Origin of the sequence: Lysinibacillus sp. PWR01, from assembly GCF_043359455.1 — a bacterium.
Classification (GTDB): Bacteria; Bacillota; Bacilli; order Bacillales_A; family Planococcaceae; genus Lysinibacillus; species Lysinibacillus fusiformis_F.
Genome location: NZ_JBHERJ010000068.1, coordinates 1 through 26,504, shown reverse-complemented (window position 1 = coordinate 26,504; position 26,504 = coordinate 1). Strand labels below are relative to the sequence as shown.

At 36.0% G+C, this 26,504-nt stretch carries 32 protein-coding genes and 2 pseudogenes; 31 read left to right on the top strand and 3 right to left on the bottom strand.

The features are described from left to right. The first annotated feature begins 264 nt into the window (after nt 1-264). Entirely contained in the window at nt 265-1,200 is a 936-nt protein-coding gene (locus tag ACEVFT_RS14420; protein WP_393950521.1) for a PDDEXK family nuclease, read from the top strand. A gap of 61 nt (nt 1,201-1,261) precedes the next feature. Then, nucleotides 1,262-2,389: pseudogene (locus tag ACEVFT_RS14415) on the top strand (ribonucleoside-diphosphate reductase); the annotation flags it as partial. Nucleotides 2,390-2,981: 592 nt separating this feature from the next. Here the strand turns inward: ACEVFT_RS14415 and ACEVFT_RS14410 are convergent. Next, nucleotides 2,982-4,409 carry a serine hydrolase domain-containing protein gene (locus ACEVFT_RS14410; protein WP_393950520.1) on the bottom strand — a complete coding sequence of 476 codons (1,428 nt, stop codon included), beginning with the start codon at nt 4,407-4,409 and terminating at the stop codon, nt 2,982-2,984. Between the two features lie 433 nt (nt 4,410-4,842). Here ACEVFT_RS14410 and ACEVFT_RS14405 point away from each other — a divergent pair, with 433 nt between their 5' ends. The 11 genes from ACEVFT_RS14405 to ACEVFT_RS14355 all read left to right on the top strand — a co-directional run bounded on the left by ACEVFT_RS14405 (nt 4,843) and on the right by ACEVFT_RS14355 (nt 12,215). After that, nucleotides 4,843-5,277 carry an SMI1/KNR4 family protein gene (locus ACEVFT_RS14405; RefSeq protein WP_393950519.1) on the top strand — a complete coding sequence of 145 codons (435 nt, stop codon included), beginning with the start codon at nt 4,843-4,845 and terminating at the stop codon, nt 5,275-5,277. A 125-nt stretch (nt 5,278-5,402) separates the two neighbouring features. Further along, nucleotides 5,403-6,164: a Nif3-like dinuclear metal center hexameric protein gene (locus tag ACEVFT_RS14400; RefSeq protein ID WP_393950518.1), complete on the top strand. Its 762-nt coding sequence runs from the start codon at nt 5,403-5,405 to the stop codon at nt 6,162-6,164. A gap of 359 nt (nt 6,165-6,523) precedes the next feature. Further along, a complete protein-coding gene (locus ACEVFT_RS14395) occupies nt 6,524-7,000 on the top strand; it encodes a hypothetical protein (RefSeq protein ID WP_393950517.1) in 477 nt (158 codons plus the stop codon). A 146-nt stretch (nt 7,001-7,146) separates the two neighbouring features. Further along, a complete protein-coding gene (locus ACEVFT_RS14390; protein ID WP_393950516.1) occupies nt 7,147-7,635 on the top strand; it encodes a CDI toxin immunity protein in 489 nt (162 codons plus the stop codon). Between the two features lie 257 nt (nt 7,636-7,892). Then, nucleotides 7,893-8,819 carry an alpha/beta hydrolase fold domain-containing protein gene (locus ACEVFT_RS14385; RefSeq protein ID WP_393950515.1) on the top strand — a complete coding sequence of 309 codons (927 nt, stop codon included), beginning with the start codon at nt 7,893-7,895 and terminating at the stop codon, nt 8,817-8,819. Between the two features lie 165 nt (nt 8,820-8,984). Then, nucleotides 8,985-9,191 (top strand): helix-turn-helix transcriptional regulator, encoded by a 207-nt coding sequence (locus ACEVFT_RS14380; RefSeq protein WP_205444275.1) that lies wholly within the window; start codon nt 8,985-8,987, stop codon nt 9,189-9,191. Next, the gene (locus ACEVFT_RS14375; protein WP_393950514.1) at nt 9,191-9,673 is read left to right on the top strand and encodes a hypothetical protein; all 483 of its coding nucleotides are present in this window, start codon (nt 9,191-9,193) and stop codon (nt 9,671-9,673) included. Before ACEVFT_RS14380 ends, ACEVFT_RS14375 begins: the two co-directional genes overlap by 1 nt. A 132-nt stretch (nt 9,674-9,805) precedes the next feature. Further along, entirely contained in the window at nt 9,806-10,288 is a 483-nt protein-coding gene (locus ACEVFT_RS14370; protein WP_393950513.1) for a LytTR family DNA-binding domain-containing protein, read from the top strand. Nucleotides 10,289-10,298: 10 nt separating this feature from the next. Further along, entirely contained in the window at nt 10,299-10,766 is a 468-nt protein-coding gene (locus ACEVFT_RS14365) for a DUF3021 domain-containing protein (protein ID WP_393950511.1), read from the top strand. After that, on the top strand, nt 10,756-11,481 hold the full coding sequence (locus ACEVFT_RS14360) for an ABC transporter ATP-binding protein (RefSeq protein ID WP_393950510.1): 726 nt from the start codon (nt 10,756-10,758) through the stop codon (nt 11,479-11,481). The genes ACEVFT_RS14365 and ACEVFT_RS14360 overlap by 11 nt, the downstream gene beginning before the upstream one ends. Next, a complete protein-coding gene (locus ACEVFT_RS14355) occupies nt 11,478-12,215 on the top strand; it encodes an ABC transporter permease (RefSeq protein ID WP_393950508.1) in 738 nt (245 codons plus the stop codon). Before ACEVFT_RS14360 ends, ACEVFT_RS14355 begins: the two co-directional genes overlap by 4 nt. 42 nt (nt 12,216-12,257) lie before the next feature. Here ACEVFT_RS14355 and ACEVFT_RS14350 read toward each other — a convergent pair whose 3' ends face one another. Beyond that, nucleotides 12,258-13,229: a DUF1385 domain-containing protein gene (locus ACEVFT_RS14350; RefSeq protein WP_205444270.1), complete on the bottom strand. Its 972-nt coding sequence runs from the start codon at nt 13,227-13,229 to the stop codon at nt 12,258-12,260. 107 nt (nt 13,230-13,336) lie between these two features. Between ACEVFT_RS14350 and ACEVFT_RS14345 the strand changes: the two genes are divergently transcribed. The 15 genes and pseudogenes from ACEVFT_RS14345 to ACEVFT_RS14275 all read left to right on the top strand — a co-directional run. Continuing rightward, nucleotides 13,337-13,765, top strand: coding sequence for a hypothetical protein (locus ACEVFT_RS14345; protein ID WP_205444269.1), 429 nt, complete (start codon nt 13,337-13,339; stop codon nt 13,763-13,765). A 122-nt stretch (nt 13,766-13,887) separates the two neighbouring features. Then, complete coding sequence (aroQ, locus tag ACEVFT_RS14340; RefSeq protein WP_205444268.1) at nt 13,888-14,322, top strand: type II 3-dehydroquinate dehydratase; 435 nt, start codon at nt 13,888-13,890, stop codon at nt 14,320-14,322. Nucleotides 14,323-14,324: 2 nt separating this feature from the next. Next, nucleotides 14,325-15,386 (top strand): M24 family metallopeptidase, encoded by a 1,062-nt coding sequence (locus ACEVFT_RS14335; RefSeq protein WP_393950505.1) that lies wholly within the window; start codon nt 14,325-14,327, stop codon nt 15,384-15,386. A gap of 17 nt (nt 15,387-15,403) precedes the next feature. Beyond that, the gene (gene efp, locus ACEVFT_RS14330) at nt 15,404-15,961 is read left to right on the top strand and encodes an elongation factor P (RefSeq protein WP_008179859.1); all 558 of its coding nucleotides are present in this window, start codon (nt 15,404-15,406) and stop codon (nt 15,959-15,961) included. A gap of 205 nt (nt 15,962-16,166) precedes the next feature. After that, nucleotides 16,167-17,174: an NAD(P)H-dependent flavin oxidoreductase gene (locus ACEVFT_RS14325; protein WP_342440916.1), complete on the top strand. Its 1,008-nt coding sequence runs from the start codon at nt 16,167-16,169 to the stop codon at nt 17,172-17,174. Nucleotides 17,175-17,263: 89 nt separating this feature from the next. Then, nucleotides 17,264-17,473 carry a hypothetical protein gene (locus ACEVFT_RS14320; RefSeq protein ID WP_012295089.1) on the top strand — a complete coding sequence of 70 codons (210 nt, stop codon included), beginning with the start codon at nt 17,264-17,266 and terminating at the stop codon, nt 17,471-17,473. A 5-nt stretch (nt 17,474-17,478) separates the two neighbouring features. After that, a complete protein-coding gene (locus ACEVFT_RS14315; RefSeq protein WP_016994741.1) occupies nt 17,479-17,856 on the top strand; it encodes a hypothetical protein in 378 nt (125 codons plus the stop codon). A gap of 12 nt (nt 17,857-17,868) precedes the next feature. Then, nucleotides 17,869-18,780 carry a stage III sporulation protein AE gene (locus tag ACEVFT_RS14310; protein WP_205444263.1) on the top strand — a complete coding sequence of 304 codons (912 nt, stop codon included), beginning with the start codon at nt 17,869-17,871 and terminating at the stop codon, nt 18,778-18,780. 1 nt (nt 18,781) lies between these two features. Then, on the top strand, nt 18,782-18,925 hold the full coding sequence (locus ACEVFT_RS14305) for a hypothetical protein (protein WP_004231124.1): 144 nt from the start codon (nt 18,782-18,784) through the stop codon (nt 18,923-18,925). Between the two features lie 62 nt (nt 18,926-18,987). After that, nucleotides 18,988-19,407: a hypothetical protein gene (locus ACEVFT_RS14300; protein WP_393950502.1), complete on the top strand. Its 420-nt coding sequence runs from the start codon at nt 18,988-18,990 to the stop codon at nt 19,405-19,407. Beyond that, the gene (locus ACEVFT_RS14295) at nt 19,408-19,962 is read left to right on the top strand and encodes a SpoIIIAH-like family protein (protein ID WP_393950501.1); all 555 of its coding nucleotides are present in this window, start codon (nt 19,408-19,410) and stop codon (nt 19,960-19,962) included. Between the two features lie 200 nt (nt 19,963-20,162). Further along, the gene (gene accB, locus ACEVFT_RS14290) at nt 20,163-20,666 is read left to right on the top strand and encodes an acetyl-CoA carboxylase biotin carboxyl carrier protein (protein WP_205444260.1); all 504 of its coding nucleotides are present in this window, start codon (nt 20,163-20,165) and stop codon (nt 20,664-20,666) included. Nucleotides 20,667-20,680: 14 nt separating this feature from the next. Continuing rightward, nucleotides 20,681-22,048, top strand: a complete 1,368-nt coding sequence (gene accC, locus ACEVFT_RS14285) for an acetyl-CoA carboxylase biotin carboxylase subunit (RefSeq protein WP_205444259.1) — start codon at nt 20,681-20,683, stop codon at nt 22,046-22,048. 89 nt (nt 22,049-22,137) lie between these two features. Further along, nucleotides 22,138-23,187: a tyrosine-type recombinase/integrase gene (locus ACEVFT_RS14280; protein WP_393950498.1), complete on the top strand. Its 1,050-nt coding sequence runs from the start codon at nt 22,138-22,140 to the stop codon at nt 23,185-23,187. A gap of 215 nt (nt 23,188-23,402) precedes the next feature. Next, nucleotides 23,403-23,579: pseudogene (locus tag ACEVFT_RS14275) on the top strand (tyrosine-type recombinase/integrase); the annotation flags it as partial. A gap of 511 nt (nt 23,580-24,090) precedes the next feature. On the opposite strand, the gene ACEVFT_RS14270 reads toward ACEVFT_RS14275, so the two are convergent. Beyond that, nucleotides 24,091-24,447 (bottom strand): helix-turn-helix transcriptional regulator, encoded by a 357-nt coding sequence (locus ACEVFT_RS14270; RefSeq protein ID WP_393950496.1) that lies wholly within the window; start codon nt 24,445-24,447, stop codon nt 24,091-24,093. 134 nt (nt 24,448-24,581) lie between these two features. On the opposite strand from ACEVFT_RS14270, the gene ACEVFT_RS14265 reads away from it, so the two are divergent. The 3 genes from ACEVFT_RS14265 (at nt 24,582) to ACEVFT_RS14255 (ending at nt 26,035) form a co-directional block, all read left to right on the top strand. After that, nucleotides 24,582-24,749: a hypothetical protein gene (locus ACEVFT_RS14265; protein WP_161804059.1), complete on the top strand. Its 168-nt coding sequence runs from the start codon at nt 24,582-24,584 to the stop codon at nt 24,747-24,749. Between the two features lie 85 nt (nt 24,750-24,834). Beyond that, nucleotides 24,835-25,548 (top strand): hypothetical protein, encoded by a 714-nt coding sequence (locus tag ACEVFT_RS14260; protein WP_393950494.1) that lies wholly within the window; start codon nt 24,835-24,837, stop codon nt 25,546-25,548. A 25-nt stretch (nt 25,549-25,573) separates the two neighbouring features. Further along, complete coding sequence (locus ACEVFT_RS14255) at nt 25,574-26,035, top strand: hypothetical protein (RefSeq protein WP_393950493.1); 462 nt, start codon at nt 25,574-25,576, stop codon at nt 26,033-26,035. The last annotated feature ends 469 nt before the right edge of the window (nt 26,036-26,504 follow it).

Here is a 26,504-nt window from a genome sequence, read left to right as displayed (position 1 = left end):
ATGACATGACAAATGCAAAGGCATATGGTCAAAGTGTTGTAGCGACTAACCCGTGTGGTGGACTTCGCCTCACGTTAAAAATTGCGGGATAAAGCGGGAAGGCTGAGATGCTAATCCGAACCGAAGGCTAATGGTAAAGCTTTAGTCAGGGGCAACGCATACCCGGTGATCCTACTTTGTAGACTATAATCCGGGCACGAGACCGCAACATTACACATTCATTAAAATTCAAAATTGCCTAATGTAAGAAAGGCTGTGATAGAAATGAATAGAGGTTATGCAGGCTTTTATAAATCACATTATTTAAGAAGTTCATATGAGTATGCATACGCCAAATTTCTAGATTATCATTCCATTTCTTGGGGCTATGAGGATAGAGTATTTAATATAGGATACAAATTTTATAAACCTGATTTTTTCTTTTATAATGATGCCAGTAATCTTGTAAAGATTGTAGAAATTAAGTCTCGCGATAACGAGGCAAAAGAGAAAGCTCTAAAGGCTCTAAATGTTATTAAAACAACTTATGGTATTGATTGCGAATTGATTTCCTATGAAGAGTTGCTCGATATGTATAAACTTGTTCCATTTTCACTCACATCAACGATTACAGAATGGATAGAGTCGAATAATACAACAATAAACAAAGCTGTATATGGTAAATACAATGGACATTTCAATCAAAAACATACTGACCAAACAAAAAGAAAAATCGGTCAGCACACTAAGAAGTTGTGGGAATCCAATAGTCCAGCAAAAGCTAGAATGATTGAAGGTTTAAGAAAATCTGGCTTGGTACAAAAAGGTAAGCAGAAGAAGCCCCGAGAGCAAAGAATTTGCAAAAGTTGTGGGCGCGAATTTGAAGTAATTATTACTTCATCCAAATTGTTTTGTACTCAAGTGTGCGCTGGAAATTCGAATATAAAAATCGCCACACAAGTTTATGTTGAAAATCGAGCAAGTATACATCAAGAAATCAAACAAACTGTCATACAATGGGCAATCGAACATACTGAAATAATAACTGTAACACCCTTGAATAAAATAAAATCAACACTTAATCCATTAATTGAGCAAATTTATCAAGAATTTGGTGTTAAAGATTTTAGAGTAATTTCAAAAGCAGTCTTTGGTGAAGATAGAGGAAGAAAAGAATTACTAAGGTTTATGAAAAAAGTGTGTAATGAAAATGTATGCTGAACTTGCAGGAATTGAACTGTAAGAACTAAAGGATAAAAAGCCTTTAGGATAACAATTATTGGAACAACCACTTGCACCATATTCTGTCTGTAACTTAGCTGCTGTGAATTTAGCACAGTTTGCGAATAAAGAAAATCAATCAGTTGACTACGAAGCATTACGTGAAACAGTTCGTGTTGGTGTTCGTATGCAGGATAACGTTATTGATGCAACACCGTACTTCTTAGAAGAAAACCGTGTACAAGCCCTTGGCGAGCGTCGTGTTGGTTTAGGGGTTATGGGCTTAGCTGATTTACTTATTTACTGTGAAAAAGAATATGGTTCTGAAGCAGGTAATGCGTTAGTCGATGAAATCTTTAAAACAATTGCTGAAACTGCGTATGAGGCATCTACAGAGCTTGCGAAAGAGCGAGGTAGCTTCCCATTCTTAGTTGGTGCTACAGACGAAGAAACAGCTCGTTTACGTAAAGCCTTCACAGAAACAGGCTTTATGCAAAAAATGCCTGTTCACATCAAAGAGCAAATTTTAGCGACTGGTATCCGTAACTCGCATTTATTAACAGTTGCACCAACGGGATCAACAGGAACAATGGTAGGGGTAGCAACAGGTCTTGAGCCATACTTCTCCTTCACGTATTACCGTTCTGGTCGTCTAGGCAAATTCATTGAAGTAAAAGCCGAAATTGTCCAAGAATATTTGAACCGTCATCCAGAAGTAAATGAGCAAGAGCTTCCAGAGTGGTTTGTCACAGCGATGGAGCTGAAACCAGAAGCACATGCTGATGTGCAATGTATTATTCAAAAATGGATTGATTCGTCTATCTCTAAAACAGTAAATGCACCAAAAGGCTATACAGTACAGCAAGTAGAAAAAGTATATGAGCGACTTTATAAAGGTGGCGCTAAAGGTGGTACGGTCTATGTCGATGGTAGCCGTGATTCACAGGTACTTACACTAAAAGCTGAAGAAAATGATATGGATCAATTGTCATTTGAAGAAGAATTGGTAGAAGAACATACAAAACGTCCAGTTGTACTAGTGGACACAATCCAAGCGTTAGAGTCAACAACCGTTATCGGCTCAGACGTAGGGAACACATGTCCAGTATGCCGTAAGGGAACGGTTGAAGAAATGGGCGGCTGTAATACATGTACAAACTGTGGCGCACAGTTAAAATGTGGTTTGTAAATAATATTTTCAATCAAGTTGTGTAGATTGGAAATAAAGTCGTATCGTTTGAAAAAAGATGTATCATTTCAAATAAAGCTATGTAGTTTTTTTAAAAAATCGCAACGCCTCTCCCCTTTGGATCATAGTAATCTATAGGGGAGCTTTTTGTATCTTTAAAACAAAGTTTAACCGTTTGTAAGAAAGTTGTACCGTTTTGAAAAAAGAAGAACTGTTTTTTTAGATCTTAGAATGATAATTTATAAAAGGTTGATAAAAAAATCTTGTTATATGCAGGATTCTCCCTTATTCAGCAGTCGGGCCAGATTGTTGAATAACAGTCTTTTAAGAAATGTTACCTAACGACGCTTGTACAAAAATAATATTGTTGTTTAATTTACAATAAAGTCATTTGAAAAATAATAAAGTTGTTTAAACATCCTTATTCCACAAACAGAGCAGGTTAGTGGAAGCAATAGTAATTGGGTATGGTTGGTAAAATTGCCGATGGTATTAAAAAAGACACCAAAGTGTCTTATGTTTTCAAATTAAGCATACTGATAAATTGAAATTTAATTACTTAAAATTATGTTTATCTTGGGACCGAGGTATTTTATCGGTGAGTGTATACAAACCATGCAATGCTTGCTGTTAATAATGCTGACGAAATCAAAGCTGTAAGAACACTATATGTTTGCCAAATAAGTATCGTTGACCAATCGAAAGCACAGCACAGTATACCCAGGGCAATTGTAGAGATTAGGAAAATAACGGTTACGATTATTCTCCTTTTTGTCATTGGCTGCCGCTCATTCGTTTTCCTTCTGCGTAATCCTAAGAGAAATAGCAGAACAGCCAAAAGGCAAAGAATAATAGTGACAGTTGACAAAATGATATCCAAAAGCTGTGTGCCGCTTATTTGATATGACTGAGTTAGATTGCCGTCTAATATATCTTTAACTTTTAGTACCAGATTTATATTGGTATTTGCACCGTTGCTCAGCAAGCAGATGGCTGTTCGTTCATTTAGCAGTATGGCTACTTCGGTTCTGAAATTTGGATTGCCCCCAGTGTGTTCTATAATCGTTTGGTCAGCGTTAACCAACCAACCTGCCGCATAATACATATCGTTGACAGCCGAAACAGACATATCACCCCTATGTGATTTTTCGATAACCGTGTGGAATATTTCGGGTATGCCCTGCACAATACCCATCTGTATGCCCATCCAATGCGCCATATCTTTTGTATTAGAAATGATGTAGCCTGCGGGTTTATTTCCAGCATAATCAGGAGCTTTAAATGGAGTTGTCATAAAAAAGGAAGAACGGTAGCCCTGTGCCAACTGTCCAGTGGCTTGAGCATCTTCTTTATAAACATACGTCTGGTGAAGACCTAACGGCTGAAATACCTGTTCCCTCATAAAGTCTTCATAGCTTTGTCGCGACACAATCTCAATAACCAAACCCAATACGTCATAATTAACCGTTCCATAGTTATACTGTTCACCGGGAGGGAACGCCAAATCAGCATCTACGAGCATTTCCACAGTCTTTTGCAACATATTCGGTGTATTGCCTTGTGGAATATTTTTGGTATGCCTAATATTTGTTAGACCACTGGTATGATGAAGAAAGTTATTTAGTGTAAGGCTTTGCATATCAACAGGTTTCCCTTGATACTTTAATGTAAACCAAGGTAAATATTTTTGGACAGGGTCAGTCATTGAGAGCAACCCTTGCTCTTCCAACAGCAAAATACCCATACCGGTAAAAGCTTTACTGACCGAGGCTAACTCATAGAGTGTATTTTCACTTGCAGACAAACCCTTTTCACGGTCAGCATACCCTGAAGAAAAGTAGAACACTTCATCATCAGCAAGTATTGAGATGGACATTCCCGGCACACCTGATATACGAGAGGCATCATCTAGCAACGCTTGTATTGCCGCAGATTTCGAATCTGACAGAGCATAACTTTGTGTTGTGAATCCTGAAAATAATACAAATATCGTTAATACAAAAACAATGAACTTTTTCATAAACTCTCCTTTTTGAAAAATTATAAGAGAATAATATAAATAACCTACTTTTACAAATACAAAACTAAATTATAATTTATCTTTCTATTCACCTATATAATATCAAGTAATTGTGAAGAGTTATACTTAACGAACAGATGCGTTAGTTCTATAAGAAAAACGATCTTCAACAATCGGTTGCAATTATGGAGCAACACAGGTAGAAAATAATCAAACTTTTTTATAAAAACCTAACTTAAAACTGCTAAAGAAGAATCCCTTTTGATCAATCTTTTTTCAAAACTTGTTCCTTTATAATAAAGATGGTGTTTGTTGGAAATTTATATTAATGAAGTGTACTTAAACTATCGAAGCAGTTTAGTGGAAATGGAATGTCTTTTAATAGCGGTGAATTATTATCTAACTAGACGATTTTAAGGATGGTGTTACATAGATGTGGAAGGACTATATAAGTTCGGTATCAAAAGATTACTCTTTCAAACCACCAGCATCGAATGCTGAAATAATTCGAATATCAGAGGAATTAAATGTGAAATTACCAAATAAGTTGTTTGATTTATATAATGAAACAAATGGAGTGTTTGATAGTTTCGGCTGTCCTTTAATATGGTCAACTTCACAAATAGTAAAGGATAATTTATTTTTTAGAAATTTTAGTGACTATAAAGATATTTATATGCCATTTGACCACTTGTTATTTTTTTCAGATAATGGTTGGGGTGACCTATACGGCTATAAAATATTAAATGGTAGCATTCAAACAGAAGATATTTATGTATGGAACCACGAAGATGACAGTAGAACGTGGGTTGCTTCTTCATTGGAAGTATTTATTAAAAGTTTGATTACTGGTGAAATTACTACTTAGATAAAGATATCGAGGGCTTTAGTGGACTAGGGCAAATTAAAAAAATCAAACTTTATTATAAATCAACAAGTGCAGTATGTTTTCTTTAAGGTAAGAATAACATTGATGGAGGGTGATATAAGTATATGGATGTTTCACAAGTTGCTGAAAGCATTAATGAGCTTTTTAATATAACAAATAAGGAAATCTATGCTAGTGAATCTGGGATTACATACCATGCAGATAAAAAAGTTAAGAAAATAGGATACTGTGTGAACCTAACGCTTGAAACGATAGAGGAAGCAAGAATTCATGGGGTTGATATGATGATAACACACCATGATGCATGGGATGAAATATATGGATTAAAAGAGGTGTGTACTAAAAAACTAGCAGCGTATGGTATAAGCCATTACTATAATCATTTACCACTTGATGACTGTAAGTTTGGAACAAATGATAGTTTATTAAAAAAATTGAATTTAGAAGATGTTAAAAGAACTCACGAATGGGAAGGGTTATTTTTTGGTAGAATCGCAGAATATGATGAAGAAATTGAATTTAATGAATTCGTATCAAATATTGAAAAATTACTTGAAGAACCCGTTAGATTTTGGCAGTTTAATGACAAAATGGTAAAGCGAGTGGGCTTAGTCTGTGGTAATGGAGGAACAACAACTTGCCTTAAGGAAGCGGTTGAACATAAGTGTGATGTATACATTACAGGTGAATGTAATTTGTATACGATTCAATATGCAAAGTTTAAAGGAATAAATCTTATCATTGGGAGTCATACCTTCACAGAATTCTTTGGAATTCAAAGTTTAGCATTAAAATTGAAGGAGAATATAAAAGAACTTGAAGTAGTGAGAATTAATGAAGAGCATTATGAAGCTAATATAAAATAGTATTAACCTTATTTAGTAGCAAATTTTGAAGGAGTATACTTGTAGATTTAATGTACTCCACAAAAGTTGATTTTTGAATTATCTATTGGCGTGACAGTCATTTCTCTATTTGGATATAGTATTTGTAGTTTCAAGTTAAAGAAATAAGTGTTTTAGCGTTACACTATCTGTAGATTTGCAATGAAATGGTGATTTTTGATATAAAAGATTAATTATTTGCAATAAAGCTTGATTAAAATCATCTCGCTAAATTGTTGGAGCGAAATGATTTTAGTTGGATATTTATGTTAATTTTACTATAATGATTGTGGAGCAGAATATTTTGAATTTCATTTATTAAAACTTAAGGAGACAAACATATGACGTTATATTCCGTACTTGTAGCGAACAGTTCTTTACAAACAGTTGATTGTACAGGAATTGCTGAGATAACAATAAGGGAAATGAAAAAATTATATCCCATTACAGAGAGTACACCAACACAGCCGTGGCATTTGATGGATGATGATGCACGAGTTTTACATGCGGCAGATGAATCGGCTTTTGGGAATTTGAATATATTTGAATGGGATAATCCACCATATGATTTAGGGATTTATAATGAAAAACCTTTTGTATACGGCATTGAGGGAAATTGGGGTCCTCAATTTTTAGAGGATTTTTTACTATATTTGAAGGAACATATAAAACCAGAGCAAGGCGCTGAATTAATAAGGTTTTGGGCAGGGGATTGTGACAAAAAACTAAAAAGTCGTCGTCTCACGATGGAAGACGTCGAATTGCATCATCTTGAAAGCTTAAAGAACGAGGAATACATACGTGTCGTTTTTGTATAGCTATCTCTGAATGATGGAACGACACATCAAATGATTATGTTCTTTTATCTAAACTGACATCTACTACTGTTGGTGTTATTATCTTAACGATAGGTGACTTAAAAGAATTGGATATATGACTCAAATAAATAGTTAGGATGAATATAGTGAAGGATAAAAAAGAACGTTTAAAAATGTTGCTAGACAAGCAAAAACAAAAAGCAATAGATGAAGAGGTAAAAAGAGAATATGAAACTGTTTTAGAGGAAGTTCAAGTGTTATTTTCAAATGCTGAAGATGAGGTAGAAATTTTATCAAAAGAAGAATCTAATAAAATCAAAGATGAATTATTTGCAGAATTTCCGTTTCATGCTCATGGAATTGATTGGACACTTGTGTTTTATAAAACGATATTTTCTAACTTTATTGACTATGAAAGCACATTAGTAGAGCTAGTCAATAAAAATCATAAAATACATAACGAAATAGGCTATATTATTGATCTTCACTATCAACATGTTATGAAGACAAAATTAATTAGCATCCTACACAGAGTTGAAGAAGTTAGAAAGTGGGATAGATATATTTATTCGCCTCAAATTAAACTAGTTATTGAATTCCCCTCCAATGATATAGCAGTAGGTTGGAAGGAATAGATACTCAATAGAAAGCTGTCATTTTGATTTATAATGGCAGCTTTTTATATAAATTATAATCAATCCTATTCATATTTGGGCATTACAACAGGGAGGTCTTTTTATTTTTATGATAGATTTTGGGAGGAGTATTCTTCAAAATGTGGAATTAAATTAAAGTTTGATACCTTTGATACTCAGTTTTAGCGGTATGAATCATAACTTTATTAATCATTACATGTTAGGAAACAGAATGAACAATAAAAGGAGAGAAAAACATGAGTATAGAAATTTTTAACGGAGAACGATCTGTAGAGAGTGTTCAATTTGAAAAGTTGTTATTTTCACAAAGTAATAAAAAGAGCTTTTCTAGTATTGAAAATACTCAACAGTTTATTAAACAAAGAGGAACAGAAAATATTCACCCTTATATGATTGGGGAGGATGTCAATCTTGTAAGCGATTTGAAGGAGCAAACTTTCGAAGATATGCAGGTTTTCATTTTAAATGACCAAAAGTCTTCGTCACAAAAGGTGATGCTTTATATACATGGTGGCGCTTGGACGAATCAACCTTTAAATTTACACTGGTTGTTCATGGATAAAATGGCACAATCATTAAATGCAAAAGTTATTGCGCCTATTTATCCGAAAGTACCTCATTTTAACTATCAAGATACGTACCCAAAAATGCTTAACATATATAAAGAGATTCTAGAATCTGTTGAAAGCTCCAATCAATTAACCATTATAGGGGATTCAGCAGGCGGAAATATAGCACTTGGTTTGATTCAGCTTTTGAAGCGGGACCATTTGCCTCAACCGCAAGATATTATCTTATTGTCGGCATGCGTTGATATAAGTTTAGAAAATCCTCTTATACATGACTATGAAGAAAACGACCCTATGTTAGCTAGTGAAGGAATGGAAGTTATTACTAAGATATGGGCAGCTGATAAAGATATAAAGGACCCATTGATTAGTCCGATTTATGGTGATTTTCAAGGAAGTAGCAAGATTACTCATTTTATTGGGACACACGAAAGCTTATATCCAGATGCCATCCAATTCGATGAACAACTAACAGAACAAGGCGTTGCAATCACTACCTTTGTTTATCCTAAGATGAATCATGTGTTTGTTGTGATGCCGATTCCTGAAGCAATAGATGCTCAACAGAAAATTATAAATATCCTAAGTAAATAATTCACAGAAAACGTGTTTTGACCAATTCAAAACACGTTTTTCTATGTACTTTTTTAGCAAGGTTTATTTAAAATTGTAAAGTGAACTTGACATCCTAAATAATGTAAAGTAAACTTTACTTATAAATAAATGTACAGTTTACTTTACATTTAATGAGGAGGCATTATGAAAAACAGAATTCGTGAATTGCGGAAATCGAAGAAGATTACGCAGGAGGATTTGTCAAAATTAGTTGGTGTCTCAAGACAATCAATCATTGCAATTGAATCGGGAAAATTTAATCCATCACTAGAGCTTGCCTACAATATTTCAAAAGCGTTCAACTGCACGATTGAGGAAGTATTTATTTTCGAAGAGGAGGGAATGGCATAATGGAATTTTCTATCGGGGGTATTTTTGGACTGTATGGTGGGATGATTTGTGGGATTCTTGGTTGGTGGTTCGGAAGGCAAAAAGCGAAGAAAAATAGAGGCTTAGATGAACTATACGACCATATTTGGCAAAAGGCAAAATCTTATTCATGGTATATGACATTAGCAGCAATTTATATTTTCTTTTCATTAATGGTGTTTGGAATTGAATTAAACATTGCCATGGTTTTAGGTATTCTTTTATTAGTACATATAGGGAGTTGGGGGATCATTGGGATCATTTTGACTGTCAACATGTACGGCCCAGTACCATTTAAGTCTTCTTATGTGAAGATAGGTATCAGCATCAATGTCGCATCTCTTATTATTTTTACTATTATCTCCTTCATAACAAATAATTGGCGGTTTTTATTAATCAGTATTATACCGAATATGGTGGGTATTTTTACAGCCCTTATAGTAAGTAAAAAACATTCTAAGTAAGCTAAGTTGTACGTTTCACCCCTTTGGATAGGCCTATCTAGAGGGGTGTTTTTTATTGTTCAAAAAAATCTTTTAGATTGACCACTTATTCCTTGATAACGACCAGTTGTCGAAAGTTCATTTACAACGTGTATGGAAAAATTTATAGTGAGGCGTAGAAAGGACAGTGATCATATGAAGGTGGAAATATCGATTGACCCTACATATAAAGAACCCAAAGTAATCATTCTCACAGATAAAATGACGGATGACATTGAGCATCTTATGCAAAGTATTACTGCGGCAGCGGAAAGCACGTTAATCGCTTTCTCTCATAAAGGCGTTGAATTGATCGATAGTAAGGAGATCGTTCGTATTTATACACAGCAAAAAAAGGTTTTTGTGCAAACCATTAAGGGTGTTTATACGGTACGTTTTCGTCTTTATGAGCTGGAGGAAAAGCTCAACCCTCAAATGTTTATCCGTATTTCAAATGCCGAAATAGTCAATCGCTACATGATCAAGCATATGGACATTAGTAGAACCGGTACAATCGGAGTTGAATTGAAGAATGGCACGAAAACATACGCATCGAGGCGTTATGTAAGCAAAATTAAGAAACATTTAGGGATTTGAGGTGAAAAACATGCGAAAAGACATTTTAACACGTATTATTGGAGGTTTTGTGATAGGTGTGATACTGGGACAAATTGTGCAATTCTTTGTATCAATGGGCATAGGGCAAGGGCAATATGTTTGGGTTGTTCCTGAATTTCGTACTTACTTTACAAATGAAATGAGTGCAATTATTAGCCAAAATCTATTAACAGGGGTCATCGGTATTACCTTTGCACTTGCTGCACTTATTTTTGATATGGCTAGATGGGGCATGTTGAAACAATATTTGGTCCACTTTTTCATAACGGCAATGATTTGGATACCAATTGTAACGCTACTATGGATGCCAAAAACGATGGCTAATGTTGGTTCTCTCGTAGCCAGCTTTCTCGGAACTTATATTGTGACATGGGTTTTACAATATAGATTTTCACAACGTGACATAGAAAAAATTAATGCCATACTTTCCAATCGAGGTGAAGAGCTTGACGATTAACATAAAAGGTTTAACAAAGCGTTATAAGGAGCGCGTAGTCGTTAATCAATTAAATTTACAAATCCATCAAGGTGAACTTTTCGCTCTTTTAGGACAAAATGGGGCTGGCAAAACAACCACAATCAAAATGTTGTGTGGCCTCCTTCTACCTACAGAGGGAGATGCCACAATAGGCGGGAAAAGTATTGTACAAAATACACAGGCTGTTAAACAAATGATCAATATTTCTCCTCAGGAAACGGCTGTTGCACCTAATTTAACGGTATATGAAAATTTACTATTAATTGGCCAAATTTATGGCTACGAAAAAGCACAGGCACAACAACAAGTACAAACACAAATAGAATTATTCGGACTGACGCCACTTCAGCATGACAAAGCTAAGACACTATCTGGTGGCTACCAGCGCCGTTTAAGTGTAGCGATGGCCTTGATGTCAAATCCCAAAGTATTGTTCCTTGATGAACCGACTTTAGGGATGGATATACGGGCAAGGAATGATGTATGGAACATATTGAACCACTTAAAAGGACATGTCACGATTATTTTGACTTCACATTATTTAGAAGAAGTAGAGGCTTTGGCTGATCGTGTAGGCATTATGCATCATGGACAATTATGTGCACTAGGTACGATACAACAACTGATCAGTGAAACGGGCAAGCAATCTTTAGAAGAAGTATTCTTGGAAAAAACGGAGGAGGTGTTCTTGTGAGGGTGGCCGTATTTGCAACAAGGAATCATAAAGAGATTGTCCGTGATCCAGTCACTTTATTATTTGGTATGGGCTTACCAATCCTTTTGTTAGCATTGTTTTCTGTTATGCAAAAAAATATGCCATTTGCTTTATATGAAATGAATAGTCTAACACCAGGTATCATTGTATTTAGTTTTTCTTTTCTCACATTGTTTTCAGGAATGTTACTGGGAAAAGATAAAAGTTCATCCTTTTTAATGCGAATTTTCGTTTCTCCTATGTCTGCTGCTGATTACATTTTAGGTTATATGCTACCTTTAATACCAATAGCTCTGCTACAAATCATTATCTGTTTAGTTACCGCCATGTTTTTAGGGTTGTCGTTTAATAAGTCCATTCTCTTCATGATCCTTGTACTTCTGATTATCTCACCACTCTATATTAGTTTTGGTTTATTGTTTGGGACATTATTTACAGATAAACAGGTAGGAGGAATTTTTGCCATCTTTGTTAATATCACAACTTGGTTAAGTGGAACATGGTTCGAATTAGATATGATTGGTGGAACATTTCAAACGATTGCGCAGTATTTACCTTTCGTTCATGCAGTCAATGCAGCGAATGCTATTTTACATGCAGAGTATACTAATATGTTTCATTCACTCATCGTTGTCATCGGTTATACAGTAATTATTACGATTCTCGCTATTTTTATATTTAAGCAGAAAATGCAAGGCTATGGTTCAAAATGAAAAAAGGCAGCTCCAACGTTCATGTTGGGCTGCCTTTTTTTGTTAATCATGATTTAATGTCGCAGCAATTTCAGGTTGCTGTTCTACTTGGCGTAGCATATTAAAGGAAGCAATCGCTACTTCCACTTGATCGTCCTTTGGTTCACGAGTTGTGAGTAATTGAAGCCATAAGCCAGGGTAGCCAAGGAAGCGTAACACTGGAATATTACGGCAAGCATTTGTCGCTTGTAAGACTTCAAATGAGATACCAAGAACAACAGGAATTAATAGAATACGATCTAAAATACGAAGCCACAGCGGATCTGTAGGCACAAAGAAATATAAAAACATACCTACGAAAACTGTGAATAGAATAAAGCTACTGCCGCAACGATAGTGCAGACGTGATTGAGCTTGAACGTTTTTTACGGTAATGTCTAAACCTGCTTCATAGCAGTTAATGACTTTATGCTCAGCACCGTGATACTGAAATACCCGTTTAATCAGAGGTGTCAACGAGATAAAGTATAAATAGGTAAGCAGTAAAAGGAGCTTAATACCACTTTCTAGTAAAATTTGTCCCGTTTTTCCTTCAATCCATTTTGAGAAAAAATCAGCTATAAAAACAGGAATTAATGTAAAGGCAAATTTTCCAAATAAAAAAGAAAGAATACCTACTACAGCAACGCCAAGTATCATTTGAAGTTTAGAGCCTTCTTCTTTATGATCTTCCTCTTCGCCAGGTACTACATCATAACGATCCCCAGCAAATTGCATATGACGAGAACCTAAGCCAGCGGATTCAATCAGCGCAACAACGCCTCGTACAAATGGAATTTTCTTCAGCTTTTGTAACATAGGTTTTTGTACTTTTTTGAAATGATAATAATCAATGGAATCATCGTTACGACGAATGGCTGTAACAGTATGTTCCTTTCCTCCGAACATCACACCCTCTAATTGTGCTTGTCCCCCGTATACAGGTGAATTGCTCAAGGCTAACACCACTCTCTTTATATATTTCAACTGTACCATTGTACTAAATTTAGTGAAAAACCTCTACCTTTACGCATAGCAAATTTTCTATATGGCTACACTAATCGTACATTTTAGGAAATGATTAGTGTGCATAAAGGAGGTATATGGTGAAGGTAGCGACGATTACAGCACTTGTCAACGCGCTTGTTTTAGCGCTGTGCTTAAAGGGTTTACATTATTTCCATCTCATTAAATGGCATCCGATTGGGTTTTATAAGAAATGGAATTGGTTTGAAGAAAGCTCCAAATTATTTCAGTGGACCTTTTTTATTTTTCTTCTATTTATTATTGGCTTATTTTTATACATGACAATGCGCTATGTATATATCATCCCAGCTGTCTTTTCTTCCCTTTTACTAGGTCTTTTGGTGACCATCACATTAGAATGGATGGCTTTAGATTTACCATTACAACTTACGTCTTTTAAAAAACTGTCGATTCCATTTATGGTGACCGTCATTTGTTTATTACGTTTCTTGCTGGAAACCGCCAATTTCCATCAGAAGGAACATACGACACAAAAACAAAGTTAGTGGGGCAAAATATCCCCTTCGTTTGAGGGGGTATTTATGGAACCACTAGTTGAAATTAGTTGCTGAATGCACGGTGTATGATAAAATAAATGGCAAGTACATAGAAAGAGGCGAATAGAAGCGTGAAGTTATTATGTTTGAATGGACCTAACTTAAATCGACTTGGTAAACGAGAGCCACATATTTATGGACATGAAACATTGGATGATGTTCGAGAAAATGTTCAAAATCTTGCGGCTTCTTTAGGTGCTACAGTTGAATTTCGTCAATCCAATCATGAAGGGGTACTAGTCGATTGGGTGCATGAAGCAGAGGACGAAAACTATGATGGTATTATCTTTAATCCTGGTGCATATACCCATACAAGCATTGCGTTACATGATGCGATTGCAGGTATTTCTGTGCCAGTTATCGAAGTACATATTTCCAATATCCACAAACGTGAGGCTTTCCGACATCATTCCTATCTTGCTCCGGCCTGCCTTGGTCAAATTTGTGGACTAGGTACGAAAGGCTATGAACTGGCACTACGTACATTTATCGAGAGGGAGAATTGATTATGTTGAAATTACAAAAGCTACGTAAAGCACTTCAAGAACAAAGCATCGATGGCATTCTAATTACTAATGGGTACAACCGTCACTATATGACAGGTTTTACAGGGACAGCGGGCGTAGCAATTGTGTCTCAAAATGATGCTGTATTTATTACAGATTTCCGTTATACAGAGCAGGCTGCTGCACAGATTCAGGACTTCCGAATTGTCAAGCATGAAGCGACAATTATTGAAGAAATCGCTACTCAAGTAAACAATATGGGCATCAAATTATTGGGCTTTGAGAAAGATACTGTAAGCTATGGCACATATGAACTGTATAAATCGAACATTCAAGCAGATTTAGTGCCGATTTCTGGGCTAATTGAAAAAATTCGCTTGATTAAGACGGAACAAGAGATTAATATTATTAAGGCTGCGTGTGAAATTGCAGATCACGCATTTACACATATTTTAGGCTTCATCAAGCCTGGTAAAACCGAGCTTGAGGTTTCGAATGAATTAGAATTTTTCATGCGTAAACAAGGAGCAACTCAGTCTTCGTTTGACACAATTGTTGCGTCTGGTCTTCGTTCAGCATTACCACATGGCGTTGCAACGAATAAAGTGATTGAAAAAGGCGACTTTGTTACTTTAGACTTTGGTGCGCTATATAATGGCTATATTTCGGATATCACACGTACTGTGGCTGTTGGAGAACCATCTGGAAAATTAGTAGATATGTACAATGCAGTCCTTGCTTCTCAACTGTTAGCACTTGAAAAAGTGGGCCCTGGCTTAACAGGCATTCAAGCGGACGCGATTGCACGTGACTATTTAAAAGAAAAAGGATATGGCGAAGCATTTGGTCATTCTTTAGGACATGGTATTGGTCTTGAAGTACATGAAGGCCCTGGCTTATCGATGCGTTCTGATACAGTGCTAGAGCCAGGTATGGCCGTGACGATTGAACCAGGTGTTTACTTACCAGGAATCGGTGGTGTCCGTATCGAGGATGATATTTTAATCACAGAAAAGGGTAATGAACTCCTAACACATTCGTCAAAAGAACTCATTATTTTATAAACTTTGGAGGAACACAAATGATTTCAGTAAACGATTTTCGTACAGGTCTAACAATTGTTGTTGATGGCCAATTATATCGCGTGTTAGATTTCCAACACGTTAAACCAGGTAAAGGTGCTGCATTCGTACGTTCTAAATTACGTAACCTACGTAACGGCTCCGTGAATGAAAAAACATTCCGTGCTGGTGAAAAAGTAGAGAAGGCACAAATCGATAACCGTAAAATGCAATACCTATATGCCCAAGGTGACGATCATGTATTCATGGACTTAGAATCATATGAGCAAACTGAACTAGCTTCAGCAGCTATCGAGTATGAACTAAAATTCCTTAAAGAAAACATGGAAGTGCATATTCAATCTTACCAAGGTGAAATGCTAGGTGTTGAATTACCAAACACTGTACAATTAGAAGTAACTGAAACAGAACCAGGAATTAAAGGTGATACAGCTTCAGGCGGTACAAAACCTGCTACTCTTCAAACAGGTCTTATTGTACAAGTACCATTCTTCGTAAACCAAGGTGATGTTCTAATCATTAACACTGAAGAAGGCTCTTACGTTTCTCGTGCATAATGATCAATAATAGCCAGCCTACTCTTTTGGATGAAAGAGTAGGTTTTTATTTTTTTCTTATACATATCCTGTCAAATCGTTCATTTAATGTGATAATAGATAGAAGCACTATCTAATTTTTATTGAGGAACTAGCAAGTTTCTATCAACAGATAGATGGTCATTACTAGAAGAATTGTTTACAATCATAGTAAGGAGTGAAAGGTATGCTACAAACAACATTTGATTTTCAATATCCAATTATTCAAGCACCAATGGCAGGCGTAACATCCCCTAAATTTGTGGCGGCTTGTGCTGAGGCAGGGCTATTAGGCTCAATTGGTGCGGGTTACTTAGATGGTGAACAAACAAAGCAGTTTATCCAGGAAGTGAAGAAATTAACGACAAAGCCCTTTGCAGTCAATTTATTTGTGCAAGAGGAACCTAAAATTGATGTCGAGGTTTTACAACAAGCACGAATGGCACTGCAACCTTTTTATGATGAATTAGGCTTATCGCCTGTACAGAGTGTAGTATCAAAAGAAGTTTTTGCAGGACAGGTTCAAGCGGTGATTGATGAGAAGGTGGCAATTTGCTCATTTACATTTGGACTGCCATCTCCAGCGATTCTCAAGGAATTAAAAGATCACGGTATCTATACGATTGGCACTGCTACGACAGTAGAGGAAGCTATATTAGTGGAACAGGCAGGAATGGATGCGGTTGTATTACAAGGGGGAGAGGCTGGCGGTCATCGAGGCTCTTTTACTGCTCCTCTGCAATTAATTCCGTTAAACGACTTACTACAACAAGTTGTGGGAAAAGTTACGATTCCTATTATCGCTGCGGGTGGCCTTGTAACCAAAGAGGATATTCAAAAGGCACTTGAGAGTGGGGCACAGGCAGTTCAAATTGGTACAGCTTTACTAGTGGCAGATGAATGCGAAATTTCACCACTCTATAAAAATGCTGTGTTAGCATCGAAAGAACAACAAACGACGATTACGCTTGCATTTACTGGTAAGCCAGCACGAGGTTTAGCGAATGATTTCACAAAACGTATGGAGGATGCGACAGTAGCACCTTATCCTCTACAAAACTATTTAACGACTACCATTCGTAAAGAAAGTGCTGAGCAAGGCAATGCTGAATATTTATCTATGTGGATGGGCGAAAATAGTCATCTCGTTCAGCAAGCAGGCACTGTTAAAAGCATCTTGAAAAAGCTACTCTAAATTTTTTTATTGAAGATCTCTATACATCTGTATAGAGGTCTTTTTTTTTGTAGAGCGACATATATTGCTGTACACGAGGGGGCGTAGGAATGGAATTACAAGACGTATTAAGAGTTGCTGGAGTGGGACTAGTCGTTGCGCTTCTTCATGTTTTCTTTGATCAAACAGGGAAGAAGGAATTTTCATTTTTCCTCTTTTTCATTGCCTACTTATATATGACAGCAGAATTACTTCGATTTTTACGTCTATTCTTTAATGAGATTTTAACATTCTTCCAATGGCTTACCTCTTCGGGGTAACGTAAATGGAAATTGTGATCGTCGCTGTTGTCATGCTGCTTTTATTATTGCTGATAAAAGAAGTTATACAGCCACTCCATGCGCTAATCAGTGTGATGTTTTCTTTTTTGCTTTTTGGCATGTTGTTCTCGACACTTTTATTGCCTTTCGCCAAACAACTGTTAGAAACACTTGCGTTTTTACCTTATGCGAAGGCTATTTTAATCAGTGCAAGTATGTTCTATGTCGGGCAGTGGGTGGCATTGCTTCTGGCAGAACATAATTATAAAGTGCTCGGGAACATCGTTTTTGCTGCTGTGAAAATTGTGATTTTGCTGTATTGGTTCAAAGAATTTTTGGCTGTTCTACAGGAGGTGTCGGCCATTTTAAAAAGGCTAAACTAAGGAGCGAAGCCATTGCAGGAGCAAATATTATCGTTTTTAATCGACCCATTCTTTCTCTTGCTCAAGATGACGCTCATGCTTTGCAGTTACGTCATCATTATTTTGATTGTGAACATGGTAATACCAGAATTTGAAAAAGGGACAAGGATACTTTTTTTTCTTATCGTTTTAGCAACAATCGGTCCTGTTGTTGTCAAATCTTTTACATTAATTGATGAAATTGCACAAGGACTAGCCCATCTATTTACGGCATTTTATCCAATTCTTACATCAAGCTTTCTCCTATCCAGTAGTATTACCGCGATTGCTTCCTGGCAACCTTTTTTACTGTTTTTTGTACAAGTCCTCACCATTATCAGTAGTAAGTGGCTTATTCCAGGCGTGCTATTGGCCATTGTCTTTGATGTGTGCAGTGTTATCGTCAAGGAAATATCCTTTACGCGGATAGCTGATTTGATTCGTTTTACGATTATGAGTATCGTGTCTGCGTCTGTCATTTGCTATATTCTGCTGATGACTGCAAGTGGCGTAGCAGCATTTAGTGTCAATGCGGCTGTAGCGGAGCCCGTCAAAAAATTAATTGAAGAAAATATTCCAGTTGTTGGTTCTTTTATTGTGGATAGTTTTTCGATGTTTCAGCATATGACACAATTTACATCTTCCCTTACAAGTATTAGTGCCTTTATCGCCGTCATTACGGTGTCATTTATCCCAACAGTGCAGCTTGTAGTCAGTGCCTATTCATTGAAAATGCTTGCCGCCATTTTAGAACCGATTGCCTTTGATGATATTTGTAGACTACTAGATCAAGTTAGCAAATCGCTATTTACTTTATGTGCTGTATCATTTTTAATTGCTTTTTCATTTATGTTTTCTTGTTTTTTCCTCATTGTGTTCGTACAAGTCATGGCAGGGGGGAGATAGATTGATTCTTTTATTGGCATTGCTCTTTGTCTGTCAGATTTTTGTGTTTCTAACGGATGATAAGGAAATAATTTCACTGACAAAGTTGGTCATCACGTTAGTATTTTTGCAATTGCTATTAAAGATTCCATTTATCAATTCATAGGAAGAAACAAGCGTACATACACTTGAAAAAGAGAAGATGAAAGGAGGCAATGTACAAGTGAAGTGGAAAAGACACGAAAAAAAACAACGTCATTGATGCTTTTTATTTTGATAGCTGCCTCCGTGGGAATATTCATCATTTTACCTATGTATCAAACGAATTCAACAAGCGACAAAGGTTCACCGCTCACGAATGAAGAAAAACTTGAGCAAACACTGAAGGCAATGCAAGGTGTTGGGGAGGTTAAAGTCTACTTTTATTATGGAGAGATGACAGATGATCAGGATGCCAATAAACTATTCAGCCAATATTTTCGAGGGACTGAGCAAGGCGCGAAAAACGTAACAGGAATGCTCGTTGTTTCAGAAGGTGCTTCCGATATCTTTGTAAAAAATGAAATTCGTGCTGTCGTCAGTCAAGTGATGCAATTACCGATTCATCGAATTATTATCGTTCCAATGGAAAATAAGGAGGAAAAGTAAATGCGCGTACGTAGAAGAACAGTTTGGTTTATGACATTATTAAGTTTAGTAGCAGTCATTTCAGTGTATTATTTGGTTGATCCAGCAAAACAATTCAATGGTCTTACTATTTTTACAGATGATACACTGCAACAAACAGCTGTCACAGGTGTTACAGATCAGGAAGCAACAAATGATATAACACAAGAAGTATCTTCACCAAGTCACTTATTCGAAGAAATGCGTATGCAGGTTAGTGATGAGAGAAGCCAGCTTCGTGAACAGTTAACACAAAAAATTGCTTCTCAAGAAGCTTCTGCCGAAGAAAAAAATGAGGCATTTAATGAAATGGATGGGCTGATTAAACGTGAATCAGCAGAAGCTATGCTTGAAATGCTCGTTAAATCATTAGGTTATTCGGATGCGTTTGTTCGCGCTGAGGGAGAAAAAGTTTCAGTTACAGTGATGGCAGAGGAGTTGTCAAAAGCACAAGCAAACGAAATTATCTATCTGGTAAAAACAGAGATGGAAGGCGCAAATGATGTGCAAGTAAAGTTTAGTGCAAATAATTATTAAAAAATAGAGAAAAAAATAAATATTTAGTTAATTAGTAAAAGGGTGTTATATATCAGCTTAATGAAAAGGCTTTCGCTTAGTAAAGGAAAGCCTTTTATTTTGTTCATATTTACTTAATTTTCATTTAACTATTTCAAATTGATACGAAAAAATATAGAATAGTTATTGTAGTAGATTTTAATTCATAAGGAGAGTTAGAAATGTTCAAAATTCAAGAAATTCGTGAAATCATTAAATTAGTGGATTCATCTTCAATTGACGAGTTTGTGTATGAAGTAGATGGCGCAAAAGTAAAACTTAAAAAGAATAATGTTGTTGTTACAGAAACTGTAGCACCTAAAAAAGAAGTAGTAGCCCCTGTTGTACAACAATCTGCACCAGCAGAAGCTCCAGCAGTAACACCTGCACCAGCTAAAGTGGAAGAAGCTCCAGCTGCAGCTACACCAGCAATTAACGACCCTTCGTTACATAAAATTGTATCTCCGATGGTCGGTACTTTCTATCAAGCACCAAACCCAGATTCACCAGCTTACGTAAAACCAGGTGACAAAGTAGGAAATGAAACAATCGTATGTATCGTAGAAGCAATGAAATTATTCAACGAAATCGAAGCAGAAGTGCAAGGGGAAATCGTTGAAATTCTAGTTAAAGATGGCGACTTAGTAGAGTACGGCCAACCACTATTCCTTGTAAAAGCTGAGTAAGGAGTGCAAAACAAATGAAAAAAGTTTTAATTGCAAACCGCGGCGAAATCGCTGTGCGTATCATTCGTGCTTGTAAAGAGTTAGGCATTCAATCGGTTGCTGTCTACTCTGAAGCAGATGCGGACGCATTACATGTGAAATTAGCAGATGAAGCTTATTGTATCGGACCAAAGCTATCAAAAGATTCTTATCTTAGCTTCCCAGCGCTACTTAGTGTAGCTGAAAAAACAGGTGCAGATGGTATCCACCCAGGATATGGTTTCGTATCGGAAAACGCTGATTTTGCTGAAGCTTGTGAAAACGCTGGCATTAAATTTATCGGTCCATCATCTGATTCTATTAAAATTATGGGCATCAAGGACGTTGCACGTACAACGATGGAAGCGGCAGGTGTTCCCCTTGTTCCAGGTACTGGTATTGTACCAGATATTGAAACAGGTAAAGAATGGGCTGCTAAAATTGGTTACCCTGTCATCATCAAAGCAACTGCTGGTGGTGGCGGTAAAGGGATCCGTGTAGCACGTACAGAAGAAGATCTTGTAAAAGGTATTGAAATTACGCAAAAAGAGGCTGCTGCAGCATTCGGTAACCCAGGCGTATATTTAGAGAAATTCATCGAGTACTTCCGTCACTGTGAAATCCAGGTTTTAGCAGATGGCTACGGTAACGTGGTGCATTTAGGCGAACGTGACTGTACGGTTCAACGTCGTATGCAGAAGTTAGTAGAGGAAGCTCCATCTCCAGCTTTATCTTCTGAGCGTCGTGCTGAAATGGGTGCGGCTGCAGTCAAAGCGGCACAAGCATGTGACTATGAAGGCGCTGGTACAATCGAGTTTATCTATGATTATCGAGAGGACAAGTTCTACTTCATGGAAATGAATACTCGTATTCAGGTTGAGCATCCAGTAACAGAAATGATTTCTGGTGTAGATCTTGTACAACAACAATTAAAAATCGCATCTGGTGAGAAGCTTCCGTTCACACAAGATGATATAAAATTAAATGGTTGGGCTATTGAATGCCGTATTAACGCAGAAAATGCCTACAAAAACTTCATGCCATCAGCAGGAACTGTTGATACGTATATAACACCGGGTGGCTACGGTGTACGTATTGATTCTGCTGTCTATGCGGGCTATACAATCCCACCATATTACGATTCAATGGTAGCGAAACTAATTGTTCATGCGGATACACGTGAAGAAGCGATTGCAAAAATGAACCGCGCCCTAAGTGAATTCGAAGTATCTGGTCCTGGAATCAATACAACAATTCCATTCCACCAAGCACTAATGAACAATGATGTCTTCAAATCAGCGCAATTCAATACGAAGTTCCTTGAAGAGAACGATGTATTGGGTGTAGCAGAAAAAGTGAAGTAAGCACTTAGAGAATAGAATAGGGAATAGAACACTTATCAAAGTTCGCAATTTTATTACCTTCTAACTTTTATTAGTTAGGAGGTTTTTTTATGTCTAAAAATAAGCAGAGAACAGGCATATTTGATTTGAATGACATTACAGGGAGCATACAGCCTCCAACATTTAGTGGAGCATTTCACCAAGACGATACAGAGTTAATAGCACCTCCAAAAATTCTAGTGGATGTAACTGAGGTGAAAGAAGGGAAGAGGGGAGTTAAGGTAACTAATGCACTACTAATCGTAAAAGAGCAAATGCGTTTATCAGGTGTTAGGAAGGCAACTATCAAAGAGTACATTTACACGTTTAATCGTTTAGTGGAAGCTATGGAAATCGAATTTCTCGACGAAATTACACTAGAAGTAATATTTAATTGGCTCTCGCAACTAGGAGATATTTCAGATGTTTCGAAACAAAACCGCTTACGAGTAATAAAAGCTGTTCTGAATCGTTTCTATGATAATGGTTGGTTAGAGAAGAACTTTTGGAAGGATGTACGAATACGTGTTGATACCAAAATCAAACTCCCAGCAGATGAGAAGCAGTTAGCAATCTTATTATCATTACTCGATATGACAAATTTCATAAAGTTTCGTGACGTAGTAGCCATTCTAACTATTTATAAGACAGGTATTCGTATGAATACACTTATTCAGTTAGAAGAAAAGCATATTGACTTTGAAACCAATTCATTATTACTAACAGGCGACATAATGAAGAATCATGATGTATTAAAGTTGCCTTTTGACGATGAGTTAGCAATCTATTTAAAGCGTCTAATAGCCCAAAATGATATTATCCGCAAACACTACAAAAAACGAAACCGAGTGATTTTCTTAAGCAAATTTGGTGATTCATTAGACGTTGAGTCTAAGCCATGTGCTATTACTAAACGGTTATCATACTATGCAAAAAAGTATAACTTGAACAATATTAGCGCTCACGCCATTAGAAGACTATACGCAACGAATTTAAGAAAAAAAGGAGCGGATGTAGTTTTAATTAGCAAGGCACTTTCCCATAAGAGCCTTTCGACTACTACGAAATACTTGGGTGTAAGCTCAGATGAAGTATTAAAAGGGTTGAGAGATTTCCTATAAGAAGTTAGACAAATTAACAAGTAAATATATGGGGGACTTTTCAAATTAGCCACAGCTTTAATAATATGGATTTCAATGAGCTTTGTTAGTGTGAATATATGTGTGACTTTCAAAATAGCTTTCCTTCATTTTCATGCTCATATTCAGCATAACGAGGTTCACCTTTATTATTCAGCTCATTAACATGGTAACTAAACATACAATTAATCTCCTACTTAGAAAATATCAATGCACATGCAATTCGCAGAGCCTATGCGAAGAACTTACATGAAAAGGGAGCAAGTATAGCTCTTATTAGTAAAGCTTTAGGTCATTCGGATTTAGCTGTAACAACACAGTATTTGGATTTAGATATTGAAGAGGTAGCCAAAGATTTAAGGGATTATTTATAGGAGCTACACATATGACTACAATTATTAACACAACAAACTACGGTTTGATGGGCTTCAGGTATGTTATAACGCTAAATACAAAGTAGACATTTGATAAATATGCAGTCTATACTACTAGTCCAGCCATTTAAAATAGGCAAATTGAAGCTACGAAAGAGGATGTACTAGCCATGCTTAAATATTTTTATGACGTTGAGGGGATATAGTAAGGTGAAACAATACACATCTAAACAAGTAATGACCAGTAAAACAATCTACCACAAATCTGCAAAGAGTTGTAAGGCTAATGATTATCTATAGATTATTACTAACTTTTAAAAGGCGACTGTTGATAAGAGCTGGTGCATAGCAACAACCATGCCAGCTACACCAGACCGCTTCATTTGCAATCTAAGCAATGGCAAAGTCTTTTATATAGATAGGTTGCAGTGAGAGAGGGTATAGTATTCTCTGGAAACAGTTTAGCTATCATTATTGAATAGATAAGGAGTTAGGGCTACTAATGATAGCCCTATTCCTTGGTTTGTTTATTTTTCCTATTATTTTGGATTTTCAGTAACTCATCAATTTGTTTTAACACAAACTCTTGATAATCAGGATTTAACTCTTTGAAAATTGTCATAGCCATTTCAAATTTAGTATCAGCAGGGCTTTTAAACATCTCACCTTCACCAGTATTTAGCCAATTTTCATTCACATTGAAAGTGATACAAATCAATCTGATGATGCGGTCATTTACCTTTCGGTGCTCTAATTCAATGCCTGCTATATGACTATTGGATATTGAAATAGCTTTAGCAAATTTGGCTTGCGATAAATTCAGTTCAGTTCGTACTTGTTTAACACGTTGATTGATAGTAGTAGACAATAGATATCACCTCGTTAGTATTCAAAATATCATATATCCACTCACATTGAAAGTAAATATAAATAGAATGCAGTTGAATTACTCTCTATGTAATTATATAATACTCTCATAAGGTGTGAATAAGGAGGGGTTTCATGGAAAACGAAGACCAATACAAGCAACTAGAGTCCAGCTTTAAAAGGTTAGATGAAGAAGGAAAGCGTTATATACTTGGTATTTTACAGGCACTAGAGTTTGCCCAATCGAATCAAGTTGTGGGTGTAACCAAGCCTAAGAAAAAAGATGGCGAGAAAGAAGATTGATAGTACATATACAGCTATATGAGTGTTTATCTTAATTGAAGCGGATCATAGGGTTTTCAATAATGAAAATTACAGGAGGGGAATAATGTTGAAAAAATTAGGAGTTCTATTATTACTAGGTGCGACATTAATAGGGTGTTCTGATAAATTGGATGAAACCACAGAAGAAGTAAATAAAAAAGATGAAGTTGCGTTATCTACAACCAAGATGATTGCGGAAAGCGATAGTACAGTTAATATTGAGGAATATCTCAGCGATATGCAAAGATTTAAAGAAAACATATATATAGAATTAAAAGTTATGGAAGCGTTGAGTCAGAAAATGGCTGATAATCCCTTAATAATAGAAGATAAAGAATTTGTATCAAGGGTAACTGGCATAGCTAAAGAAGTTAGAGATAATTACAAATTTATTAAAGAAATGGATGTACCTGATGAATTATTAAATTATCATTCACGAATGTTAGAGGTATTTAAGGAGTTAGAATTAGGTGCAAATTTATATGAAAAAGGTTCATTAGAAAAAAATGCTGAAACGGTACTTGAATCATCAAGGCATTTTGTAGTGGCTGTGAATTTACTTGATTCAGCTACGACAGAATTGAACACAATTTATAAAGCTAGTGATGATGAGATTTATGACTTTATGGTGCAGTCATACAATGCATTAACTAATAATGGGGAAAATTATATTCCTGAAATACATGATGGACAGGTATCTAAATTAGCAAGTGAGAAATATGGAATAAGTGAAGAAGAGGCAGACCGAATATACATTCAGAAAGAAATGTCACGTTAAAATATTTGTCAAAGGATGAAGTAGAGTGAACAAATTAATCTTAGTAATAATGTCGCTGATTTTTATTCTTAGTGCTTGTAGTGGTAGAGATTTATCCAATGTGAAAACATCTCTTTATGGTCATTGGATAGATGAAGAATCTGAAACTCAGTACTATATTAGTGCAGACAGCATTATACAAGTTAATGAAGAGGGTCAAAAAGATAAAACCTATAAAGTATTAGATTATGATGAAGTAATGAACATGATAAGGATACGAGAAAAAGACGAAGAAGGTAATAGCTTTGTTACGGAAATTGTATTCAATGATGATAAAAGAGAATCAGCACAGATATTACTAGATTTGTCTACACTAGAATTTGCTAACGAGGATATTGACTCCGATATGTTGGGCACAGTTGAGATGTTGCAACAAAAAATCATTCAAGCGAATGCAAAGTCATTTGAATATCGGTGGGAGTATGTTGATGATAAACAAGAACCATAAAGATGAAGAGAACAGGGAGAGAAATCCCTGTTTTTTATTTATATTAATATCATGAACAGTGAAAATGAGTCTGTCAGCCACGCAAATGTATGAAAAATACGTCACGTGCGATATTGAATAAAATAATGTTAATAGAGATGATTTCTACGTGTGAGTAGTACGGGGGTATTAAAGACCAAATAGGTTGATGTTTATAGTCAAAGACATGATAGCACTTCCGCTCCTGCACATAGTTAGCGATATTAAAGCGTCAAAATACATTTTGTGTATTTGGCGCTTCTTTTAGTTTATAAGCTGTGTGCTAGCTGTCTATCTAATGGATAAAATTGAGTTTTTATCAAATGAAAAATAAAATATATATATTTTGCAATTTTATGGATTTATATTCGATTTATGTAACATACTAGAGTGGAATAAATTATGAATTAATGGTATAATAATATAGTAATAAGGTTATATTCTTCATAAC

What these genes read in the sequence shown, in the direction of transcription:
- ACEVFT_RS14420 (WP_393950521.1), top strand. Translation starts at nt 265, where the DNA reads ATGAATAGAGGTTATGCAGGCTTTTATAAATCACATTATTTAAGAAGT.
- ACEVFT_RS14410 (WP_393950520.1), bottom strand. Translation starts at nt 4,409, where the DNA reads ATGAAAAAGTTCATTGTTTTTGTATTAACGATATTTGTATTATTTTCA.
- ACEVFT_RS14405 (WP_393950519.1), top strand. Translation starts at nt 4,843, where the DNA reads ATGTGGAAGGACTATATAAGTTCGGTATCAAAAGATTACTCTTTCAAA.
- ACEVFT_RS14400 (WP_393950518.1), top strand. Translation starts at nt 5,403, where the DNA reads ATGGATGTTTCACAAGTTGCTGAAAGCATTAATGAGCTTTTTAATATA.
- ACEVFT_RS14395 (WP_393950517.1), top strand. Translation starts at nt 6,524, where the DNA reads ATGACGTTATATTCCGTACTTGTAGCGAACAGTTCTTTACAAACAGTT.
- ACEVFT_RS14385 (WP_393950515.1), top strand. Translation starts at nt 7,893, where the DNA reads ATGAGTATAGAAATTTTTAACGGAGAACGATCTGTAGAGAGTGTTCAA.
- ACEVFT_RS14380 (WP_205444275.1), top strand. Translation starts at nt 8,985, where the DNA reads ATGAAAAACAGAATTCGTGAATTGCGGAAATCGAAGAAGATTACGCAG.
- ACEVFT_RS14375 (WP_393950514.1), top strand. Translation starts at nt 9,191, where the DNA reads ATGGAATTTTCTATCGGGGGTATTTTTGGACTGTATGGTGGGATGATT.
- ACEVFT_RS14370 (WP_393950513.1), top strand. Translation starts at nt 9,806, where the DNA reads ATGGAAAAATTTATAGTGAGGCGTAGAAAGGACAGTGATCATATGAAG.
- ACEVFT_RS14365 (WP_393950511.1), top strand. Translation starts at nt 10,299, where the DNA reads ATGCGAAAAGACATTTTAACACGTATTATTGGAGGTTTTGTGATAGGT.
- ACEVFT_RS14350 (WP_205444270.1), bottom strand. Translation starts at nt 13,229, where the DNA reads ATGGTACAGTTGAAATATATAAAGAGAGTGGTGTTAGCCTTGAGCAAT.
- ACEVFT_RS14345 (WP_205444269.1), top strand. Translation starts at nt 13,337, where the DNA reads ATGGTGAAGGTAGCGACGATTACAGCACTTGTCAACGCGCTTGTTTTA.
- ACEVFT_RS14335 (WP_393950505.1), top strand. Translation starts at nt 14,325, where the DNA reads ATGTTGAAATTACAAAAGCTACGTAAAGCACTTCAAGAACAAAGCATC.
- efp (WP_008179859.1), top strand. Translation starts at nt 15,404, where the DNA reads ATGATTTCAGTAAACGATTTTCGTACAGGTCTAACAATTGTTGTTGAT.
- ACEVFT_RS14325 (WP_342440916.1), top strand. Translation starts at nt 16,167, where the DNA reads ATGCTACAAACAACATTTGATTTTCAATATCCAATTATTCAAGCACCA.
- ACEVFT_RS14320 (WP_012295089.1), top strand. Translation starts at nt 17,264, where the DNA reads ATGGAATTACAAGACGTATTAAGAGTTGCTGGAGTGGGACTAGTCGTT.
- ACEVFT_RS14315 (WP_016994741.1), top strand. Translation starts at nt 17,479, where the DNA reads ATGGAAATTGTGATCGTCGCTGTTGTCATGCTGCTTTTATTATTGCTG.
- ACEVFT_RS14295 (WP_393950501.1), top strand. Translation starts at nt 19,408, where the DNA reads ATGCGCGTACGTAGAAGAACAGTTTGGTTTATGACATTATTAAGTTTA.
- accB (WP_205444260.1), top strand. Translation starts at nt 20,163, where the DNA reads ATGTTCAAAATTCAAGAAATTCGTGAAATCATTAAATTAGTGGATTCA.
- accC (WP_205444259.1), top strand. Translation starts at nt 20,681, where the DNA reads ATGAAAAAAGTTTTAATTGCAAACCGCGGCGAAATCGCTGTGCGTATC.
- ACEVFT_RS14280 (WP_393950498.1), top strand. Translation starts at nt 22,138, where the DNA reads ATGTCTAAAAATAAGCAGAGAACAGGCATATTTGATTTGAATGACATT.
- ACEVFT_RS14265 (WP_161804059.1), top strand. Translation starts at nt 24,582, where the DNA reads ATGGAAAACGAAGACCAATACAAGCAACTAGAGTCCAGCTTTAAAAGG.
- ACEVFT_RS14260 (WP_393950494.1), top strand. Translation starts at nt 24,835, where the DNA reads ATGTTGAAAAAATTAGGAGTTCTATTATTACTAGGTGCGACATTAATA.